Origin of the sequence: Bacillus sp. (in: firmicutes) (assembly GCA_017656295.1) — a bacterium.
Taxonomy (GTDB): Bacteria; Bacillota; Bacilli; order Bacillales; family JACDOC01; genus JACDOC01.
This window is the reverse complement of the sequence record JACDOC010000003.1, coordinates 187449-208943: the sequence shown is the minus strand read 5'-3', so window position 1 is coordinate 208943 and position 21495 is coordinate 187449. Positions and strand designations below refer to the sequence as shown.

The 21495-nt window shown below is 37.6% G+C and carries 22 protein-coding genes and 1 tRNA gene; 18 read left to right on the top strand and 5 right to left on the bottom strand.

The features are described from left to right. Window positions 1–83: 83 nt before the first annotated feature. From H0Z31_05140 to H0Z31_05130, 3 genes are read left to right on the top strand one after another with little or no spacing between them, the layout of a single operon-like run. A complete protein-coding gene (locus H0Z31_05140) occupies window positions 84–869 on the top strand; it encodes a metal ABC transporter ATP-binding protein (protein ID MBO8176828.1) in 786 nt (261 codons plus the stop codon). Then, the gene (locus tag H0Z31_05135; GenBank protein MBO8176827.1) at window positions 866–1708 is read left to right on the top strand and encodes a metal ABC transporter permease; all 843 of its coding nucleotides are present in this window, start codon (window positions 866–868) and stop codon (window positions 1706–1708) included. The genes H0Z31_05140 and H0Z31_05135 overlap by 4 nt, the downstream gene beginning before the upstream one ends. Before the next feature lie 13 nt (window positions 1709–1721). After that, window positions 1722–2147 (top strand): transcriptional repressor, encoded by a 426-nt coding sequence (locus tag H0Z31_05130; GenBank protein MBO8176826.1) that lies wholly within the window; start codon window positions 1722–1724, stop codon window positions 2145–2147. Window positions 2148–2161: 14 nt separating this feature from the next. Here H0Z31_05130 and H0Z31_05125 read toward each other — a convergent pair whose 3' ends face one another. Continuing rightward, window positions 2162–2731, bottom strand: a complete 570-nt coding sequence (locus H0Z31_05125) for a hypothetical protein (GenBank protein ID MBO8176825.1) — start codon at window positions 2729–2731, stop codon at window positions 2162–2164. Between the two features lie 173 nt (window positions 2732–2904). Here H0Z31_05125 and H0Z31_05120 point away from each other — a divergent pair, with 173 nt between their 5' ends. Continuing rightward, window positions 2905–3279 (top strand): DUF4190 domain-containing protein, encoded by a 375-nt coding sequence (locus tag H0Z31_05120; GenBank protein ID MBO8176824.1) that lies wholly within the window; start codon window positions 2905–2907, stop codon window positions 3277–3279. A 52-nt stretch (window positions 3280–3331) separates the two neighbouring features. Here the strand turns inward: H0Z31_05120 and ispG are convergent, their stop codons facing one another. After that, window positions 3332–4426 carry a flavodoxin-dependent (E)-4-hydroxy-3-methylbut-2-enyl-diphosphate synthase gene (gene ispG / locus H0Z31_05115; GenBank protein MBO8176823.1) on the bottom strand — a complete coding sequence of 365 codons (1095 nt, stop codon included), beginning with the start codon at window positions 4424–4426 and terminating at the stop codon, window positions 3332–3334. Between the two features lie 121 nt (window positions 4427–4547). Beyond that, window positions 4548–4907, bottom strand: a complete 360-nt coding sequence (locus H0Z31_05110) for a LysM peptidoglycan-binding domain-containing protein (GenBank protein MBO8176822.1) — start codon at window positions 4905–4907, stop codon at window positions 4548–4550. Window positions 4908–5235: 328 nt separating this feature from the next. Here H0Z31_05110 and H0Z31_05105 point away from each other — a divergent pair, with 328 nt between their 5' ends. From H0Z31_05105 to H0Z31_05095, 3 genes are all read left to right on the top strand, one after another. Then, window positions 5236–5568, top strand: a complete 333-nt coding sequence (locus H0Z31_05105) for an MFS transporter (GenBank protein MBO8176821.1) — start codon at window positions 5236–5238, stop codon at window positions 5566–5568. A 68-nt stretch (window positions 5569–5636) separates the two neighbouring features. Continuing rightward, on the top strand, window positions 5637–6047 hold the full coding sequence (locus tag H0Z31_05100) for an MFS transporter (protein MBO8176820.1): 411 nt from the start codon (window positions 5637–5639) through the stop codon (window positions 6045–6047). Window positions 6048–6286: 239 nt separating this feature from the next. Next, window positions 6287–8065, top strand: coding sequence for a methyl-accepting chemotaxis protein (locus H0Z31_05095; GenBank protein MBO8176819.1), 1779 nt, complete (start codon window positions 6287–6289; stop codon window positions 8063–8065). A gap of 41 nt (window positions 8066–8106) precedes the next feature. Here H0Z31_05095 and H0Z31_05090 read toward each other — a convergent pair whose 3' ends face one another. Further along, window positions 8107–8877: a DUF1189 domain-containing protein gene (locus H0Z31_05090; protein ID MBO8176818.1), complete on the bottom strand. Its 771-nt coding sequence runs from the start codon at window positions 8875–8877 to the stop codon at window positions 8107–8109. A gap of 243 nt (window positions 8878–9120) precedes the next feature. On the opposite strand from H0Z31_05090, the gene H0Z31_05085 reads away from it, so the two are divergent. The 11 genes from H0Z31_05085 (at window position 9121) to phoU (ending at window position 20813) form a co-directional block, all read left to right on the top strand. After that, window positions 9121–10752 carry a Na/Pi cotransporter family protein gene (locus H0Z31_05085; protein MBO8176817.1) on the top strand — a complete coding sequence of 544 codons (1632 nt, stop codon included), beginning with the start codon at window positions 9121–9123 and terminating at the stop codon, window positions 10750–10752. A gap of 117 nt (window positions 10753–10869) precedes the next feature. Then, entirely contained in the window at window positions 10870–11349 is a 480-nt protein-coding gene (locus tag H0Z31_05080; GenBank protein MBO8176816.1) for a DUF456 family protein, read from the top strand. An 80-nt stretch (window positions 11350–11429) separates the two neighbouring features. Further along, window positions 11430–11503: transfer RNA gene (locus H0Z31_05075), tRNA-Ile, on the top strand. A gap of 142 nt (window positions 11504–11645) precedes the next feature. Next, the gene (locus tag H0Z31_05070) at window positions 11646–12254 is read left to right on the top strand and encodes a superoxide dismutase (protein ID MBO8176815.1); all 609 of its coding nucleotides are present in this window, start codon (window positions 11646–11648) and stop codon (window positions 12252–12254) included. Window positions 12255–12398: 144 nt separating this feature from the next. Further along, window positions 12399–13598 carry an MFS transporter gene (locus H0Z31_05065; GenBank protein MBO8176814.1) on the top strand — a complete coding sequence of 400 codons (1200 nt, stop codon included), beginning with the start codon at window positions 12399–12401 and terminating at the stop codon, window positions 13596–13598. A gap of 170 nt (window positions 13599–13768) precedes the next feature. Continuing rightward, window positions 13769–15904 carry a penicillin-binding protein 2 gene (locus tag H0Z31_05060; GenBank protein ID MBO8176813.1) on the top strand — a complete coding sequence of 712 codons (2136 nt, stop codon included), beginning with the start codon at window positions 13769–13771 and terminating at the stop codon, window positions 15902–15904. Between the two features lie 504 nt (window positions 15905–16408). Next, complete coding sequence (locus H0Z31_05055; protein ID MBO8176812.1) at window positions 16409–17377, top strand: PstS family phosphate ABC transporter substrate-binding protein; 969 nt, start codon at window positions 16409–16411, stop codon at window positions 17375–17377. A gap of 82 nt (window positions 17378–17459) precedes the next feature. Further along, window positions 17460–18395, top strand: coding sequence for a phosphate ABC transporter permease subunit PstC (gene pstC, locus H0Z31_05050; GenBank protein ID MBO8176811.1), 936 nt, complete (start codon window positions 17460–17462; stop codon window positions 18393–18395). Then, window positions 18395–19273 carry a phosphate ABC transporter permease PstA gene (gene pstA / locus H0Z31_05045; GenBank protein ID MBO8176810.1) on the top strand — a complete coding sequence of 293 codons (879 nt, stop codon included), beginning with the start codon at window positions 18395–18397 and terminating at the stop codon, window positions 19271–19273. Before pstC ends, pstA begins: the two co-directional genes overlap by 1 nt. 31 nt (window positions 19274–19304) lie before the next feature. Beyond that, on the top strand, window positions 19305–20129 hold the full coding sequence (locus tag H0Z31_05040; protein ID MBO8176809.1) for a phosphate ABC transporter ATP-binding protein: 825 nt from the start codon (window positions 19305–19307) through the stop codon (window positions 20127–20129). A 24-nt stretch (window positions 20130–20153) separates the two neighbouring features. Beyond that, window positions 20154–20813, top strand: coding sequence for a phosphate signaling complex protein PhoU (gene phoU, locus H0Z31_05035; protein MBO8176808.1), 660 nt, complete (start codon window positions 20154–20156; stop codon window positions 20811–20813). Window positions 20814–21041: 228 nt separating this feature from the next. Here phoU and H0Z31_05030 read toward each other — a convergent pair whose 3' ends face one another. Beyond that, window positions 21042–21485: an endolytic transglycosylase MltG gene (locus H0Z31_05030; protein MBO8176807.1), complete on the bottom strand. Its 444-nt coding sequence runs from the start codon at window positions 21483–21485 to the stop codon at window positions 21042–21044. Window positions 21486–21495 lie beyond the last annotated feature (10 nt).

Below are 21495 nucleotides of genomic sequence, written 5' to 3'. Positions count from 1 at the left end.
TTCATTTACATTAAAAAGGAGCTATGTTATACTACTTGTTGCTAAATCGTAACGATTCTTATTGAAAAGGAGAGGAATAGGAGATGTCCTCGAACTCCATTATTGAAATAGAAAATGTTAGTTATCGCTATGACAACCTGTGGGTGTTAGAGAATATAAATTTACAAATTGAAAAAGGTTCTTTTGTTGGTATTGTTGGACCAAACGGCTCTGGAAAATCGACATTGCTTAAGCTTATTTTAGGATTGTTAAAACCCCAAAAAGGGACGATTCGCTTATTCGGCGTTGAGCAACAGAAGTTTAAAGAATGGGATCGAATTGGATACGTTTCGCAAAAAGCAAATTCATTCAACTCGGCTTTTCCAGCGACAGTGTTTGAAGTTGTGGCCAGCGGTTTAACGAAAAAGACTGGCCTTTTTAAATTTATCGGAAAAGAAGGAAAAAAAGCCGTTTTACAGGCGATCCGAGCGGTTGGAATGGAATCGTTTATGAACCGGAACATTGGCGAATTGTCCGGGGGGCAACAACAGCGGGTGTTTATTGCAAGAGCTTTAGTTAGCCAGCCTGAATTACTCATTTTAGATGAGCCTACAGTTGGTGTCGATGTGCAAAATGTACAATCGTTTTACAATATGTTAGAGGAATTAAACCAGAAATGGGAAATCACGCTTTTACTTGTTTCCCACGATGTAGGAACCATTACAACGAAAGTGTCTCATGTTGCATGTTTAAATAAGCGCCTTCATTTCCATGGAAAAACCACTGAATTTGAACAATGCAAAGACAAAAACTTGTCGATGTTTTATGGACACGATGTTCATTTATTATCACATGAACACGAAGTCCATCAAGAAGGGGTTAACGTATGATTACTTATTTGCTACAATACGAATTTCTTCAAAATACGTTTTTGACCGGTTTAATCATTGGAGTCGTTGCTCCTGTTTTAGGCGTTTTTATTGTGGTGCGACGACTTTCCTTAATAGCTGATGCGTTGAGTCACGTGACTCTTTCAGGAATTGCTGCCGGATTATTAATAAGTAAAAAATGGTCGTTGTTCGCAGGGATTCAACCGATATATTTTGGGATGTTCTTTTCGGTAGCAGGGGCTTTGTTAATTGAAAAACTTCGGAGTGTGTATAAGCATTACGAAGAACTCGCAATTCCGATTATGTTATCAGGTGGCATCGGTCTTGGAATTATTTTTATTTCATTAGCGGATGGATTTAATACCGATTTGTTTAATTACTTGTTCGGAAGCGTTAGTGCAGTATCTCGAAATGATTTAATTATTATAGCTATTATTAGTGTAGCGATTTTATTTGTTGTCACCTTTTTATATAAAGAGTTATTTTTACTTTCCTTTGATGAAGAGCACGCGAAAGCCTCTGGTATTGCAGTGAAAAGCATTCATTTTGTGTTTATTATATTAGTGGCGCTTGTTATTTCTATTTCCATGCGAATTGTTGGTATTTTATTAGTGTCAGCTTTAATGACTCTCCCAGTTGCAGCGAGTATCCGTGTTGCCCGTGGCTTTTTTCAAACAATTATTCTTTCCATTATTTTTGGTGAACTTGCGGTTTTTACTGGATTAGTGACGGCTTTTTATTTAGATTTAGCACCTGGAGGAACAATTGTCATTAGTTCCATTCTTATTTTGGTTGGAACAATAGCGATTAAGCGATTAAAAAATGCGTGGGCTAAATGAGGTGAGTGTGCAAATGAACGTGACGGAAGCCATTCAATTGTTGAAAGAACGTGGATATAAACATACTGGAAAGCGTGAAATGATGTTGGAATTGTTTTCTGCTCACGATAAATATTTAACTGCCAAAGATGTGTTAGATCATATGAAGGAAGATTATCCAGGACTTAGCTTTGATACGATTTATCGAAACTTATCACTATTTGTAGACCTTGGGATCTTAGAACAAACGGAATTATCCGGAGAAAAACATTTCCGATTTACCTGTGGAAAACATCACCATCACCATCATTTTATTTGCCTTGATTGCGGAAAAACGAAAGAAATTGATACGTGTCCGATGGAAAAGTTACAAGAAGACTTAAAAGAATACGATATCACTGGTCATAAGTTCGAAATTTATGGTGTTTGTCCAACATGTGCAAAATCCCCCCAGTCATAACTGGAGGGATTTTTTTATCGTTGTTTTAACCAATCGTTTACCCATTGTTTTGCTTCCTGCCAACCTTTCACACGAATGACCCCTTCTGGAATTGGATCTTGATTGTAAGGAGCGTCGAATAGTAATACAGGGATACCGCATTCTTCGTGAATGGAAACCGCATTGTCGTGCTTGTCTTCTAAAAATAATTCGATGTTATGCTTTTTAACCGATTCAATTTTATTGTGTGTCCCAATTAATTCAATATGATGATAATAGAGGTCGTTTCGATCAAACCATTGTCTTGTTAAGTCGAGAAGATGTGTACCTCTGGCACTTATGAAAAACAATTCAAATTGCTCTTTCCATTCAAGTAAAACTTCTTTCGCCCCTTTAGCTAATGGAGATTGTTCATAGATTGTTGGTTCGACTTGGCGAAACCATTGGGCGAAATCTTCTGGTGTTACTTCGACCACTTTTGTTAAATCGTATGCTGTAATGTCTTCGTATGTAAGGTTGACATCAAATGCTTCATTTAAATATGGGACGAGCGTAGTTGGACATGTAACCGTTCCATCGATGTCAATTCCAATTCGTTTTTTCATTTACATTACCCCTTTTTCAAGTTCTCATACAGTGTATCACATTTCCTATCGAAGGTGAACGTAATTAGAAATGTTTAAGGAGTTGGATAGATAGACAATCATTAGTAACATGATTTCTATATCCGTGGAAATACTATTTAATGCTCCCATCATGGAAAGAGAGGGATCAGCAAATGGGTGAAGAACGACGAGAAAATCTCGTTGAGCAAGACCTTCGTAATACAGAAAGATATGGGGATATCAATCGACCTGAATTATATGAAGAAGGGTCGAATTTTGAAGAAGAAACATCGGCTGAATTAGCGACACCTCTTTCTGAAAATCGTGAAACAAAAATCGACGAAGGAAACGGTGGACGTGGATGGGGATACACTTCATTAGTCCTATCCATTTTATCATTATTTGTTCTACCAGTTCTTTTAGGAGCAGCAGGAGTCATTTTAGGCTTTGTTGCACGCCGTCGCGGAGCGGAAGTATTGGGTGCATGGGGAATCGGTATTGGAGCCGTCTCCATTATTATAGGATTATTTGTTCTTCCGTTCTTTTAATAGTAAAAGGGGGCAAAAACGCTTGGCACTAGCCAAGCGTTTTTTTAGTATGTTAAGCATTTTGTTGCTCTTTTTGCTTCTTAAAATATTCTTCCGCAAGCATATCAATTTCTTTTTTCAGCTCTTCGACCATCGTTTCTTCTGGTACTTTACGTACGGTTTTCCCTTTACGGAACAGCAACCCTTCGCCACGAGCCCCAGCAATTCCAATATCGGCTTCACGTGCTTCACCTGGTCCGTTTACGGCACATCCAAGTACAGCCACTTTTATTGGTGCTTTAATTTTTTGAATATATTCCTCAACTTCGTTGGCAATGCTAATCAGATCAATTTCAATTCTTCCGCAAGTTGGACATGAAATTAACGTGGCAGCATTAGAAGCTAAACCAAATGTTTTTAATAATTCTTTGGCGACTTTTACCTCTTCAACTGGATCGGCGCTTAACGAAATCCGAAGTGTATTTCCAATTCCTTTATTTAGAAGAACTCCTAAGCCAGCCGCACTTTTCACCGTTCCGGCAAATAAAGTTCCGGACTCTGTAATTCCTAAATGAAGCGGATAATCAAATGTTTGAGCAGCTTTTTCGTATGCTTCAATGGCTAAACGAACATCGGATGCTTTTAACGAAACGATAATATCTTGAAAATCAAGGTCTTCCAAAATTCGGATATGATGTAAGGCACTTTCTACCATACCGTCTGCTGTCGGATAACCATATTTTTCTAAAATTCGCTTCTCTAAACTTCCTGCATTTACCCCGATACGAATCGGTACGCCACGTTCTTTCGCGGCTTTGACAACCGCTTCTACTTTTTCACGTCGACCGATATTACCAGGATTAATGCGAATTTTATCAGCGCCGCCTTCAATTGCTTTTAACGCTAAACGAAAGTCAAAATGAATATCGACGACAAGAGGGATGTTAATGCGCTTTTTAATTTCTTTAATCGCATTAGCTGCCCGTTCATCTGGACAAGCAACCCGTACGATTTGACAGCCTGCTTCCTCTAAACGTTCAATTTCACGAACGGTTGCATCTACATCGTGTGTTTTCGTAGTGGTCATACTTTGAATGATGACTTCGTTGCTACCACCAATCGTTAAGTTGCCCACTCTAACAGGACGAGTTTTTGAACGATGTATAATCTCACCCAAGTGTAATTCTCTCCTTTAATATCCCACAAGACTGGGATTTGTAGTTTATGATTACGGATTTATTGTAACAATGTTTGCTGATTATTGACAAGAAAGAGGAAAAAATCCGCTCTTAATTTTTGTAAATAGGAATTTTATACATTTTGCCAATTTGAATGTCATTAGGAGATGTATTTTCATTTAACCGTTGAAAGTCTTGAATCACTTGATTAATGGAAACAGGTAAAGGGCCCTCCTGATACTTTTCGACGAGTGATAAAACGGTATCGCCAGCTTTCACTTTTACGAGCACATAAGGGACTTGCTTTTCTATTGGTTCGGATGGGGATGAGGTAGCCGGTTGTCCTTGTGCGGGCATGGTTGGAGAAGGTGAATAAGAAGAAGTACGGATGGTGAGGGTGCCAACACGTAAATCATAAAAAATGCTGTATATCAAAATAAAACCAACGAATGCTAGTAACAACCGTTTCATAAAAATCCCTCCCATTCTTGTCCCCATTATATTCGGTAAGCTCAAAAAAACATGTCAGAACTTGTATGAGCAAAAGTAAAATTAATAGATGTTTTTGTCGAAAGGAGGGTAACAAAGTGTGGAAAAATCGGTAACAACCTTCCATGATTCTGCTACAGGTTATTATGGTATTTGGAAACTCCCCTTTATTCCTGTCCTTTCTAACATTCAACAGTACTCATCTTAAGTGTATTTAGTATTCCAGCTGCTCTGATTATTCCGTTCCTAGGATTTCTTTCCGATCGCTTTACCCGGAAACAAGTCATTTTATCGTCTTTTAGTTCTTCTGATGATTGGATCGATTATTTCGTTTAGTTACTCGTACTTTCCAAAATCATGGATGTTTTCGATGTTATTAGTTGGGAGGTTTATACAAGGGTTAGGAGCAGAAGGAACGGCTCCATTTGCGATTGCTCTTATTAGGGATGTATTTCAACAGAGTGAGCGAGCGAAACAATTAGGAGTATTAGAGGCTTGGAATAGAATAAGTAAAATCGTTGCCCGGGTAGTCGGTGCGTCAATCGCATTATTGTCTTGGGATTACTGGTTTCTTATTTTATTTTTTATTATCATTAATAGCCTTCATTGGTATACGGTGTATGGTACCTTTAAAGGGAAATGATTCGAACATGACATTTCAACAATATGGCCATGCGATTAAACGATCGTTTTTCCAAAAGGCAAAACACTTTGTCGCTCGTTTTTGGCGTATTATTTTTTCTGTCGTATTATATCGAAGAAGTATTTCAAATCGATGGGTTTTTTAAAGGTTTTACATTTTTATTTCCGTTAGGGGCGATGGCGTTATCTTTATATTGGACTGGAAAAGAGCTTAAAAAGAGACAAGAGCGATGGAAACAATATTTGATTCTCGGTGTAGCAATGAAGGTAGGAGTATTTATAGAAACCATCATTTTTTTCAATTTTTCTTTTTGTTTATTTTTTATTACGATCGCCTTTGCTGGTATCGGCTTTTTACTTCCAGCCGTCAATTACGGGATTACGTCGGCTGCGGATGAAAGCGACCGAGGTTTTATAGTCAGTTTATATGGGGCCACTCGTTTTTTAGGAGTAGCATTAGGTCCCATCATTTTTGGATGAGTACCTTTTAATCAAACAATTTTTGGTTTCTCCTTAATGTTATCCCTTTTGTCCTTCGTATTCCTTTTAATCGGAAATTACTCCGTCATTCGTCCAAAATTATTTTTCATTTAAAAAATATTTACCATAGAAAATAGTTGGTTTTATTGGTAATTAATAAAAATATTACCTAACCTTTACAATCCGTTAACATTATTCTGTGAAAATGTTGAGTATAGTCGTAAAGGAGGGCTCTATGGATGGAAAAATGGCGTTTGATAAAAAATGTTCAATCAGTTTTAACACCTATTAGGAAGAAGGTCATGGGTTATAAGCAGCGTCATGGGAAGGGATTTCGATTTTCGTTCCCAAGTTACATTGGAAAAACGTTATCATTAAAAACGCGTTTGTTGTTAATGATTATTATCATTCAGTTAATAACGGTAACAGCGATTGGTTTTCTATCATTTTACAAATCGAAAGAAACGACGATGAAATTGACGGAAAACCGTTTAGAACGTGAAGTTTTAACCGTTTATGAAATTGCCCAAAGCCTAATGTTATTATATGTTGGGAAAGAAGATCAGTTTGAAAAGAAAATAAAGCAAGTCATTAAACAACAAGATGCCGAATTGGCCCAAGATGGATTAGATGGTTATTACTTTGTAATAAATGATAACGGAGCCCTTCCTTTACTAGACGGTGGGGATCAATTACAATTAGCGGAGGACATAACAAGAAAAATATTACAAATTGAAAAAGGAATTATTCATGAGTCCATTAATGGAAAAAAGTATTCGTTTGCGTTCCACTCGGTGCAAGAATTAAAAGGGATTTACGTTATAGCCATTCCACAAAGTCAATTTTTATCCCCAATTCAAAGTATGGCCACATATACTATTCTTCTGGCGATAGGTTCGGTTCTATTAACAACAGTGTTCATATTATTAGCGCTAAAACCATTGGTTGAACCGATTCAACAACTGCGGACAACCATGCGTAAAATTCGTGATGGAAACTTAAACATCAACATTGATATAAAAACTTCACTACCTGAAATTCATTCATTAGTTGTTAGTTTCCAATCTATGATGGAAAATATGAAATCATTAATACAAAGCATTTCCACAACGACGGATAAATTAAGCGTGACGGGAGCGAAACTTCAAAAAGCCTCTGACCAATTATTAATGGAAAACACACAAATAGAACATACGGTACAACTTGTCCAAAAAGGGGCAGAACAGACGGCTACTACATCTGAACAAAATATGTATTCGTTCCAAGAAATGAAAGCTTCGCTTGAAACGATTTTTTCGAAACTAGAACAAGTATTTTTAAAAGCGAATACTATGACCGATTCTGCTCAAAAAGGGGAAACAAACATTCACGCAATGGCGGAAACGAACTCGATGTTTGTCACTGACTTTAAAGAAATGAACAAAACGATACAAAACGTGAAAGAACACTCTCACTCAATTGCTAAAGTGGTGACGATGATTCAGCAAATTGCGGAACAAACGAAGTTATTAGCGTTAAATGCAGCGATTGAAGCGGCCCGAGCAGGAGAAAGTGGAAAAGGGTTTGCCGTAGTTGCCAATGAGGTACGAAAATTAGCTGAGCAATCGGCCAAAGCTACAGTCGATATAACTCAGATCATCGAAGAAATGGAAACTATCTCCCATCAAGCCGTCACCGAATTTAATTTAATGGTAAATAAAGTGAAGCAGCAAATGGATTCCGTTATGAAAGGGAAGGATGCTTTTCACCAGTTACTACTACAAATTAAAGATGCCGACCAACTGTTACGGGATATCCAATCAGAGTTAACGCAAGTTGAACACGTTTTACCGGAAGTGGAAAAAGCGACTGAGGCATATGTTTCTATTTCACAAGAGACGCTCGCAAGCGCAAAGGAAATGTTGACTGTTTTTGATCAGCAGTCTGTGATGTTACAAGAAAACCACCATATTGGCAAACAGTTAAAAGAGTTATCTAATGAGCTTCATTCGTTATCTATACAATTTTCTTTGAATTAAAAACAAACAAGAAGGTGTTAGGTCTGACCTAACACCTTCTTTTAATTCGTTAATGTCGGTTGTTTTGAAGACGGAATCGATGAAATAATTCGATATAAGATGAATAAAATCATTGCCCATTCGAGGAATACATCTCCTGTAAAGTTGATTTGAAAAAGGGAAAGAAGGGTAAATAAAATGGTCGGTAGTGTCACTCCATAAGCCGTTATGCGATAGCTTTGTCGGTACGATAATTTTCGGTTTTGCCGCAGAAGAAGAGCGAGTCCAGCAAAAATTGCGATTTTTATAAACAGTAAGCCTGAATTAAAAATATAAGTAATTATAATGATAACAACAGATAAAATAGGAACAATCGTCTGAAATTGATGGAGCATCTCTACAAGTGACTTCTTTGTTACATGTAATCCTTCAAGCATGGAATATGGAATTGACTGAACATTCCCTTCCGTAACTATAATAAATTGGTCGGATAAAAGGCCGATGGTTATGTTTTTATTAGAAAATTCGGTCACTTGCCCCGATGGATCATATAAAAGAATCCAATTTTCGCTTTCTACTTTAACCGTTTCCATATTAGATGAATGAAGCGTACCGTTTTTAATCGTAAAGTCAGGAAATTCTTTCAACAATATTTGTTCCATTTTTTCTATTGGTACAGCAGAAAAGGAATAAAATAACAAAACAATTGGAAGCGTCGTAAATAACGCTAAGAAAAATATGTACAAAATGGTTTTTCCAATCCCTTGAAAGCGAAACATCGCCATTTTTTTTGGTGAATATAAACTAACGATGAATTGTTGGAAGATGTTCATCATTATCACTCCTTGTGAAAGCATTCATTCTCATTGTAAATTTACCTGTAAAACGGAAACAACTAGAAATTAGAATTCTGAAAAATAATATTTTTGTAATATAAATGTAACATTAAAACTAAATGTTAAGCTAATGTAAATTTTAATTTAAACATGTTTACATTGTGTTCATGATGAATTAATAATTATATGGGGTCTGATGAATAATGTCGAAAAAAGATTAACTAATAGGGGTTGAATGAAGTGGAATTTAGTCTTCAACAAATGCTATTTGAGTTTCTCGGCGGCCTTGGAATTTTTCTTTACGGTATTAAGTTTATGGGAGACGGTTTGCAAAAGTCTGCAGGCGATCGTCTTCGTGATGTGTTAGACCGGTTTACTACGAATCCGATCATGGGGGTAATTGCCGGTACAATTGTTACGATTCTCATTCAAAGTAGTTCGGGAACGACAGTCATTACCGTCGGACTAGTTAGTGCGGGATTTATGACGCTTCGCCAAGCAATTGGCGTTATTATGGGTGCCAATATTGGTACGACAGTAACAGCGTTCATCATCGGTATTGACATCGGTGAATATGCGTTACCGATTATTGCCGTAGGTTCTTTCTTGTTATTTTTCTTTAAAAATAAAAAAGTTCAAAATCTTGGACAAGTTATCTTTGGGTTCGGTGCCCTTTTCTATGGGATGGAATTAATGAGCGCCGGAATGAAACCGTTACGTTCATTCGAAGCGTTTCATGAATTAACGGTTAGTCTGAGTGATAACCCGATTCTTGGAGTTATTGCTGGTACCGTCTTTACGGTCATTGTACAAAGCTCTAGTGCGACTGTCGGTATTTTACAAGGGCTTCATGCGGAAGGCCTTATTGATTTACAAGCTGCGCTACCAGTATTATTTGGTGACAATATCGGAACAACGATTACAGCCGTTTTAGCAGCGCTTGGAGCATCGGTTGCTGCCCGTCGAGCTGCGGCGACACATGTGTTGTTTAACTTGGTAGGAACAGCTATTTTCCTCATCATTTTACCGTTCTTTCAAGATTTTATAGAGTTTTTGAAAAATAGTTTATCACTAGATCCAAAAATGACCATTGCCTATGCACACGGTACGTTTAATGTGACAAACACGGTGATTCAATTACCTTTTATTGGAGTTCTAGCAGCAATTGTAACAAAATTAATACCTGGTGAGGACTCCATTGTTGAATATCGTGCAAAACATTTGGACCCTATTTTCATTGAACAATCTCCTTCTATTGCCTTAGGACAAGCAAAAGAAGAAGTTGTTCGCATGGGACAATTTGCGATTAAGGGGTTAGAAGAAACGCATCAATACTTAACGACGAAAAATTCAAAGCATGCGGAAGTCTCTTTACAACTGGAAGACGCCATTAACAATCTTGATCGAAAAATTACGGATTATTTAATTTCTTTGTCTACAAGCTCGTTATCAGCAGCTGAATCTGAACGTCATTCGATTTTAATGGACACGGTAAGAGATATTGAGCGAATCGGTGACCATTTTGAAAACATTGTGGAATTAATAGAGTATCAGCAAGCAAACAAAGTTAAATTAACAGATGAAGCGATGCACGACTTAGAAGAAATGTTTAGTTTAACCATTTCAACCGTTCAAAAAGCGATTTCGGCTATCGACCATAATGATCAAGACCTTGCTAGGGAAGTAGTCGAAAACGAAGATCGTATTGATAAAATGGAGCGTAAATTACGTAAACAACATATTTTACGTTTAAATGAAGGGCTTTGCTCAGGTCAAGCCGGCATTGTTTTTGTAGACATTATAAGCAATCTAGAACGTGTTGGTGACCACGCAGTAAACATTGCTGAAGCCGTATTAGGGATTCATCATTAAGGTGAAGAAAGAGAAGTAAGATTTTCCGCTTACTTCTCTTTTTTTTGAAACTTAAAGTAATGATATCAGTAAAAAAAGTGGGACATGCGTCCAAAATATTGTTGAAAGGTGAAACGTATGGAAATTATTTATTGGGGACTTATTGTCATTTGCTTTTTGCTTGCCTTTGTTGGGCTTATTTATCCTATTATCCCAGGGATGTTGTTTTTGTTCGGAGGCTATTTATTATACGGGTTATTTTTTTCATTCGAACCTTTTCATTGGAGCTTTTGGGTCATTCAACTGATATTAGCATGTCTAATGATGGGAGCGGATTATGTAATCAACGGGTTGACAATGAACCGAAGAGGAGCTTCGAAAGCTGGCTTTTGGGGAAGCACAATAGGAATTATTATTGGTCCGTTGATCATACCGGTATTTGGGATTATTATTGGTCCATTTGTTGGTGCCGTTGTAGGGGAAATTGCCTTCGGGAAGAAACCTATAAAAGAAAGCCTCTCTATCGGTATAGGGTCATTGATAAGTTTTTTTAGCAGCACGTTTGTAAAAGCGGTTATTCAATTAGGAATGATTGTCTACTTCTTTTTGGTTATTTAATGGACTTTCCGAATGATGTTGACGATTTTTCTGTTCGGTGTTATATTTTCAATAAATAAACGAATGCCTAAATGTAAAATGGACCCTTAGCTCAGCTGGTTAGAGCAGACGGCTCATAACCGTCCGGTCGCAGGTTCGAGTCCTGCAGGGTCCATTAACAAAAACCGGTTTCCAACCGGTTTTTGTTTTTACATTAAATAAGGAGATACGATTAGCAAATGATTTGATTCAATAATCGTTCTTTGGTAATCTTAAGATTGAAAAGCAAACCATGTACATAAAAGGAGGAATTGGAAATGGCATTTGAATTACCTCAATTACCTTATGCTTACGACGCCCTTGAACCACACATCGATAAAGAAACAATGAACATCCACCACACAAAACATCATCAAACGTATGTAACCAAATTAAACGATGCGCTTGCTGGACACGATGAATGGTTAAACAAATCGGTTGAGGAAGTAATTTCAAACCTTGACCAACTTCCAGAAGCAGTTCGTACAGCTGTACGTAACAACGGTGGAGGTCATGCAAACCACTCTTTATTCTGGCAAATTCTTTCTCCAAATGGTGGCGGTGAACCTACAGGAGAACTTGCTGAAGCAATCAATAAAAAATTCGGAAGCTTCGAGAAATTCAAAGAAGAGTTTGCTGCTGCGGCTGCAGGACGTTTCGGTTCCGGTTGGGCTTGGCTTGTTGTAAACGATGGCGAACTTGAAGTAACAAGCACTCCAAATCAAGATTCTCCGTTAATGGAAGGTAAAACACCTATTTTAGGCCTTGATGTTTGGGAGCATGCCTATTATTTAAAATATCAAAACCGTCGTCCAGACTACATTAACGCATTCTGGAACGTTGTGAACTGGGACGAAGTAGCAAAACGCTACGCTGCTGCGAAGTAATTTTTTAAGAGTATTCAAAAGGTTGCTGACATGTCAGCAACCTTTTTTTGTGCGAAATTCCCAACTTATTAGCATTCTCCTTTTATTTGTATAACTCTGATTTAATTATCAAACAATATTAAAGATGAAAAGGGGAGTTTCGCAATGTTTTATAAAAAATGGTTAGGTGATGTAGAGATACCAAAAGACTTACGATTGTTATTATATGTAGGAGGTTTGTATTCCTTAAGCATAGCTCTGTCCAATACATTCGTAAATATTTATTTATGGAAACAGACAGAAAATTATGTTGACTTGGGTATATATAATTTAACTATCGTTATATTTCAGCCTTTAACGTTCATTTTAGCAGGACGCTGGGCGAAAAAAATTGATCGTGTCATTGTGTTACGACTCGGAGTAATTTTTTTAACGAGTTTTTATTTTACGGTTCTTTTTATCGGTCAGCAGGCTTCGAATTTCTTAATTTTGTTAGGTGCTTTGTTAGGAATTGGGTATGGTTTTTATTGGTTAGCCTATAACGTGTTAACGTTTGAAATTACCGAGCCTGAGACGCGCGATTTTTTTAACGGTTTTTTAGGGTCCTTAACCTCTGCAGGAGGAATGATTGGGCCAATTTTAGCCGGATTTATTATCTCGCGATTTACTTCTTATGCAGGATATACACTTGTTTTCGGTATTTCACTTTTCTTATTTGCCATTGCGATTGTGTTAAGTTTTGCCATCACTCGTCGCCCAGCTTCAGGAAAGTATGAGTTTGTACGTATTTTTAAAGAGCGAAAGAAAAATCACCAATGGAGAGGCATAACGAACGCTCACTTTTTTCAAGGACTTCGTGAAGGAACATTCCTATTTGTCATTACAGTTTTCGTTTTCATTGTAACCAGTAGCGAATTAGCAATTGGAACATTCGGTCTTGTCAATTCAACCATCTCGTTTATCGCGTATATTTTTGTTTCACGTTTATTGAAAAAAGGAGCTCGTAAAAAAGCTATATTGATCGGTGGAATACTTCTTTTTCTTTCCATCTTTATAATTGTCCCAGAAATGAGTTATATCCGTTTATTAGTTTATGCTGCTACTATTGCCGTTGCGTATCCGATCGTGCTTGTCCCGTATATTTCGATGACGTACGATGTGATTGGTCAAGGTTGGAGGGCAGCTGAAATGAGAATTGAATATATCGTTGTGCGAGAAATTTTTCTTAATAGCGGAAGAATCGTCTCGATCCTTACTTTTTTAGGAGCAGTTTCATTATTTCCAAGTGAACAAATTTTACCCATTTTATTAATTTTCTTAGGTGCTGGTTACTCCTTTATTTATTTGGCCGTAAGAAAAGTTTAGTTTAAATGAGGAGGAGCCGCACTTTTTTCGTGATGTGAATTTTTTCATACCGATAGAAAAATCCCGTTAATTCGAATACAATAGTAAAGGAGGCCTTACGGAAAGGAAGGAATGAGCCATTGAAAAAACAAAAAAAGAAGAAAAAAACACATGTGCCGGTACGGTTAAACATGTTGTTTTTTATCGTCTTTTTATTATTTTCTACATTAATTTTACGGTTAGGTATCGTACAAATCGTGTATGGTGAAGACTATCGTCGTGAGGTGGAGCGGACGGAGGATGTAACCGTCAATACACCTGTCCCACGCGGGAGAATTTACGATCGTCATTATAATGTTATTGTGGACAATACTCCTTTAAATGCCATTACGTATACACGGACTAATTCAACGAAGGTCGACGAAATGCTAGAGGTCGCTGAAAAATTAGCCAAGTTCATTAAAAAAAACACGAAAGAAGTAACTGAACGGGATAAAAAAGACTTTTGGATCTTAAAGTTTCCAGATTTAGCACAAGAAAAAATTACTGAAGAAGATAAACAGAAGTTAAAGGAATTAGACTTATCTCAAGATGAGTACAACAAAAAATTGTATCAATTACAATTAGACCGGATTACGGAAAAAGATTTAGCCATGTTATCGCAAGCTGATTTAGAAGTTTTAGCGATTTTCCGTGAATTTTCAAGCGGATATGCCTTAACTCCACAAATGGTAAAAAATGAAGGAGTCACTTCAGAAGAATTTGCTAAAGTAAGTGAACATTTAGATTCCTTACCAGGGGTAGATACAACGACTGATTGGGATCGTGAATACGTATATGGTCAAACGTTGAAAACGATTTTAGGTGAAGTGAGCACAGCGAAAGAGGGACTTCCAAGAGAAAAACTTGATTATTATTTATCCCGAGACTACAGTCGTAACGATCGTGTCGGTACTAGTTATATTGAACAACAATATGAAGACGTACTTCGTGGACAAAAGGAAAAAATTAAAAATATCACCGACAAATCTGGAAATGTGATCGATTCTGAATTAGTACAAGAAGGACAACGGGGAAAAGATTTAGTTTTAACCATAGATATAGAATTACAGTTAGCCGTTGAAAAAATCATTGAAGAAGAGCTTCTTAAAGCGAAGAAATTACCAAATACGTCGTTATTGGATCGGGCGTTTGTCGTTTTAATGGATCCATTTACAGGCGAAATTTTGTCACTTGCAGGAAAGCAATATGCTATCGACCAAAATACTGGACAGCCAATGTTAAAAGATTTCGCTTTAGGAACGTTTACTACTTCTTACACAATGGGTTCAGCGGTAAAAGGAGCTACTATTTTAACAGGTTATCAGCTTGGAGCCATCACACCAGGGGATAAAATATACGACCAACCGTTAAAAATTAAAGATACTCCATTAAAAAAATCTTGGAAAAATTTTGGATTAATTGATGATATCACTGCCCTAAAAGTATCATCGAACGTATATATGTTCCAAACAGCTATACGTATAGGCGGAGGAGTCTATCGCTATAACCAACCGCTTGTCATTGATACGGATGCGTTTTCCTGGATGCGACAAAGCTTTAGCCAATTCGGTCTAGGTGTCCGCACCGGAATCGATTTACCAAACGAACAAATCGGATTTAAAGGGCCATATGAGCAAGCGGGATTGTTATTAGACTTAGCGATTGGACAATACGATACGTATACCCCATTACAAATGGCCCAATACGTCTCAACGATAGCCAATGGAGGTTACCGTATTCAACCCCATATTGTTAAAGAGATTCGAGAACCAAATGATGATAATGAACAACTTGGTCCGATTATTGAGGAAATCCAACCAAAAGTGTTAAATATACTGGACGTCGATCCAACATGGATGGAACGAGTGCAAGAAGGTTTCCGGCAAGTAATGCAAGAACCAGGAGGAACCGCCTATTCGTTCTTTGCAGATGCTCCATATTCACCAGCTGGGAAAACGGGAACGGCAGAAGCTTTTTACGATGGACCACGGCGAAAAGAATTTGAAGGGCCTCCGCCTCAAACGACGAACTTAACTTTAGTTGCTTATGCTCCGTATGACAAACCAGAAATTGCGATGGCGGTTGTCGTTCCGTGGGCGTATCAAAAAAGTGTCCCAGCGGTTACGATTAATAAAGACATTGGTCGGCGTGTTCTCGATGCCTACTTTGAGTTAAAACAAAAACGCATGGCCAATCAACAACAAGATGCTATACAATATGTTAATCATATAGAGGAAGGGATACAGGAGGAAACAGAGGTCCACCCCACTGAGGATGAAGAATAATTAATGAATATTTCGGCGTGACTGAACAAGGTTCGGTCACGCATTTTTTGTTAAGGATTAAATGATGATGATTGTTTTCGTTTTATTCTAGATTTATCGATTGAAGTTTCGGACAGATTTCTAAAAATTACGAAGTTGACACTTTATCAAGATTTTTGAACATATTTTGTAGATTACTAGAGACCTTATCGAACAAACATACTTCACTTCGTAACCGTCCTCTAGTAAACTCCATCTATCCTCAGACCAATGGATTACCAATATGGATCATTCACTTCTTGATTCTGACAACCCATCTTAGGATTTCTATAAAATATTTACTTACCTATTTTATTTTTTTTTATAACTTCAACAAATCTCCTGCCAATAATTGAATGATGCTAAAACACATAAAACTATGCGTATTTACAAAAGCTTAACAATAGATTAAAACCACTTTAAAAGAGATGTATTAGTATTTTAAACGTAAGCAATCAAACGAAAAATTCTAGGGGGAATTACGGAATGAAAAAAATGAAGCTTTTAGCCCTAACAGCAGCAATTGGTACCTCTTTAGTATTCGCTGCATGCGGAAACGGAGCAGATACTGGTACAAACGGTGAAGGCTCTGACGCAGCTCAAGAACAAAAACAATTAGAAGGTACTGTAAAAATCGATGGTTCATCAACCGTTTATCCAATCATGGAAGCAGTAGCAGAAGAATATATGATCCAACAACCTGGTGTAAAAGTTTCTGTCGGTTTCTCAGGTACGGGTGGCGGATTTGAAAAATTCATCGCAGGTGAAACTCAACTTTCCAACGCTTCTCGTCCGATTAAAGACTCTGAAAAAGCGGAATTAGAAGAAAAGGGAATCGACTATACAGAATTCAAACTTGCATATGATGGTCTTTCTGTTGTAGTAAACAAAGAAAATGACTGGGTGGACTACTTAACGATTGAAGAACTTCAAAAAATCTGGATTGAAGATGGAACAGTGAAAAAATGGTCAGACATCCGTCCAGAGTGGCCAGATGAAGAAATCAAACTTTATTCTCCAGGTAGTGACTCTGGTACTTACGACTACTTTAATGAAGTAGTCCTTGAGGAGCAACCAATCGCGAAAAGCGCTACACTTTCTGAAGACGACAACGTTCTTGTACAAGGTGTCGTTGGTGACAAAAACGCAATGGGTTATTTCGGATATGCGTATTACCTTGAAAACAAAGATCAATTAAAAGTTGTTCCGATTGATGGTGGAAATGGTCCTGTTGAGCCAACCAACGAAACGATCGAAAGCGGAGAATACTCCCCACTATCACGTCCGCTATTCACTTATGTGAAAAACTCTGCTGTGGCTGAAGACGAAGCCGTATATGATTACGTAAAATTCGTTCTTGAAAATGCAAGTGTGCTTGCTGAAGAAGTAGGCTACGTAAAACTTCCTGAAGAAGAATATCAAAAGGCTCTTGAAACTCTTGAAAGCCTTAAGTAATACAAACTAAAACGAAAATGGATGAGAAGCAGGTAACGTTTGCTTCTCATCTTGCCATGTGGATGAAAGGGGTTTTCAAAAAATGGCAACACCAAAGGTTTCAATCCAAGAAATGATTGAACAAAATCGAAAAAAGAACAAGCTTCAACAATTTGAAAAACTCGTTCCAATCATCTTGTTCTGTATTGCAACTGTCTCAGTCATAACAACGATCGGCATTTTATTTACATTATTTAAAGAAACACTTACGTTTTTCGAACGAGTTTCCATTGTTGAGTTTTTAACTTCAAAGGAATGGTATCCGTTCTCTGAAGAACAAGCATCATACGGAATTCTTCCACTCGTTACTGGAACGTTAAAAATTACGGTTATTGCGACGTTAGTTGCGGTACCAATCGGGATAGCATCTGCCATTTTCTTGAGTGAGTATGCATCCGAAAAAACGAGACGGACGATAAAGCCAGTTTTAGAAGTATTAGCAGGAATTCCGACAATCGTATACGGGTTTTTTGCGTTAACCTTTGTAACACCAGTTTTACGAGAACTTATACCTTCGTTAGAAATTTTTAACGCCTTAAGCCCAGGAATTGTCATCGGAATCATGATTATTCCAATGATCGCCTCCCTATCAGAGGATGCCATGTCATCTGTGCCAAAAGCCATTCGTGAAGGAGCACTAGCTCTTGGTGCTACGAAGTTTGAAGTGACGATGAAAGTTGTCTTACCTGCAGCTGTATCGGGTATTGTCGCTTCAATCGTACTGGCGATTTCACGTGCGATTGGTGAAACAATGATTGTTTCAGTCGCAGCTGGGTCAACACCAAATCTATCTTGGGACATTACGAGCTCGTTACAAACGATGACTGCATATATCGTGCAAGTAAGTACAGGTGATGCTGGATACGGCACAACGATTTACTACAGTATTTATGCTGTAGGAATGACTCTGTTTATTTTTACGTTAGCGATGAACTTGTTAGCACAATACATTGCTAAGCGCTTTAGGGAGGAATATTAATGAAATACGTGGATCATTCAACAGTTGTTGAGAGAATGTCTTCGCGAATTCTCACGAACAACATTTTTCGAGGAATATTTTTCGTTGCGACAACATTCGGATTAATCGTTCTTGCTATCCTTCTATATCGGATATTCACTCAAGGAATTGGATATCTCGATTGGGGATTCTTTCAAAACTTCCCTTCACGTTTTCCAGAGAAGGCCGGAATTAAAGCAGCATTAATTGGCTCCATTTGGTTGATGGCTGTTGTGGCTCCTGTTTCCTTCATTTTAGGAGTGGGAACGGCGATTTATTTGGAAGAGTATGCACCGAAAAATAAAGTGACGAACTTTATTCAAGTGAACATTTCTAACTTAGCTGGAGTTCCTTCCGTAGTGTTCGGATTACTTGGTTTAACCATTTTTGTACGGGCTTTTATGTTAGGAAACAGTGTTTTGGCCGCTGGTTTAACAATGAGTTTGTTAATACTTCCAGTTATCATTGTCGCGAGCCAAGAAGCCATTCGTTCTGTACCAAAAGAGTTACGAGAAGCCTCTTACGGAATGGGGGCAACGAAATGGCAAACCATTTTACGTGTTGTTTTACCAGCAGCTATTCCAGGAATTTTAACAGGTAGCATTTTAGCTTTATCCCGTGCGATTGGTGAAACCGCTCCGCTAGTCGTTATTGGTGTTCCAACGTTCTTAGCCTTCTTACCGAAGGGTGTGCTTGATACGTTTACGGCATTACCGATGCAAATTTACAACTGGACGAGTCGACCTCAAGAAGAATTCCATGCCTTAGCGGCAACCGGTATTATCGTTTTATTAGGATTGTTAATTGTTATGAACTCGATTGCGGTATTGATCCGAAACAAATTCCAAAACCGTTATTAATTTTTTCGATTGGATGAGGGAGGTTTTCAACATGGAAATCACGTTAGTAAAGAAAAAGGAAGAAGTAACAAAAGAGCATAAGGAAGAAAAGAAAGTTGTGAAAAAGCCGATTTATGAAACAAAGCAATTAAACCTTTGGTACGGAAATCACCACGCGTTAAAAAATATTGATTTAGACGTAATGGAAAACGAAGTAACAGCGATTATCGGTCCATCTGGATGTGGTAAATCAACTTACATCAAAACATTAAACCGCATGATTGAACTTGTACCAAACGTGAAAACGTCCGGGGAAATTCGTTATCGTGGGCGGAACATTTTTGATAAAGACTATCGTGTGGAAGAGTTACGCACGAAAGTAGGAATGGTTTTCCAAAAACCAAATCCATTCCCTAAATCTATTTATGACAATATCGCGTATGGTCCACGTATTCACGGAATCCGTAATAAAAAAATTCTTGATGAAATTGTAGAGAAAAGCTTACGTGGTGCAGCGATTTGGGACGAAGTAAAAGATCGCTTACATCAAAATGCGTACGGATTATCCGGTGGTCAGCAACAACGTTTATGTATTGCTCGCTGTTTAGCCATTGAGCCTGACGTTATTTTAATGGACGAACCAACATCGGCACTTGACCCAATTTCTACATTAAAAGTAGAAGAACTCGTTCAAGAATTGAAAAAAGACTACAGTATCATTATCGTTACACACAACATGCAGCAAGCGGCGCGTATTTCTGATAAAACGGCTTTCTTCCTAAACGGAGAAGTAGTAGAATATGATAAAACTGATAAAATCTTCTCCAATCCTTCCGACAAGCGTACGGAAGACTACATTACAGGACGATTCGGATAATTTGTATAAGGGGGGGAAGCAATCATGGGTGTACGGGAAAAGTTTCAATACGATTTACAAGAACTTAAAGATAAGTTAGTCGAACTCGGTGAGTATGCCTTAAACGCCTTAAATCGAGCAATCGTGGCACTAGAACAACAAAATATTGACGATGCGTTACGTATTATGGAAGAAGATGCGAAAGTAGATAAATTAGAGGAAGAAATTAATGATTTTGCAATTCTTTTAATTGCGAAACAGCAACCGGTGGCTATTGACTTACGTCGTATTATGGTGGCCGTAAAAATCGCAAGCGATTTAGAGCGCATTGCCGATTTTGCGGTAAATATCGCAAAATCAACGATTCGCATTGGAAACGAGCCGTTAATCAAACCGATTGACCATATTAAAAAAATGCATCAAATTGCCTCATCTATGATTGAATTAACAATGAAGGCATTCGAAGAAGAAGATATCGTGAAAGCAAAGCAGGTAGCGGAAATGGACGATAAAGTCGATTCCTTATATGGTCAAACCATTCAAGAGTTACTTTCATATACACATCAAATGCCAGAAAAAATCGAACAAATTACGCAGCTTTCATTCATCTGTCGTTATTTAGAGCGCACGGCTGACCATGTCACAAACATTACGGAAAGCATCTTCTATTTAGTAAAAGGACGTCACTACGATTTAAATAACTGAATTAAAAAAACCGGATGAACTAGTTAAGTTCATCCGGTTTTTTGTATTTGAAGGTTCATTAGGTTTTGACGAAATGGTATAGCGGTTACCGAGAATTTAACGGATATGTTTATTTTTTTCACAACATAGCGGTTCGTCTGGCAACAGTGTAAACTTCAAATGATTGATAGTAGTATTTTTCTATCGGAAAAAGTACTCAAAAAAATGCATCCCCCTTACCTTGTGATATTAACTTGAAATTTCCCCTGCAATTTGTTCGAAGGTCATGTCGTTCGTTATTTTATATGTACCGATTTGTATTGTTCGATGGTAGCCTTTTTCAACCAAGAATTTCGTAAAAGACCCTCCATCTTCTATAATGCCGGCTTTTTCTAGTTTGTCACTTATGTCTGATGGAGTCATTCCTTGTGTTATTTCAAGAATGTACACCAATTGTTTTTCTATTTTATTTGTCTCTTCTTGCAGCTGTTTAACTTTTTGTTGGGTCTGTTCATAATCAATTTTTAAGGTTTCGTATGACTGTTCGAGTTCATCATACGTTTCTTTTTTGACAAATGTTTCGACAGTATTTTCTTTCGTACTCGGTGAGTTGAAAAATGTATGGTAGCCATAGATGGTTAAGGATGATACGAATAGTCCTGCTGCAAATGCTCTTGTTACTTTTCGATCCATGTTCTCAACA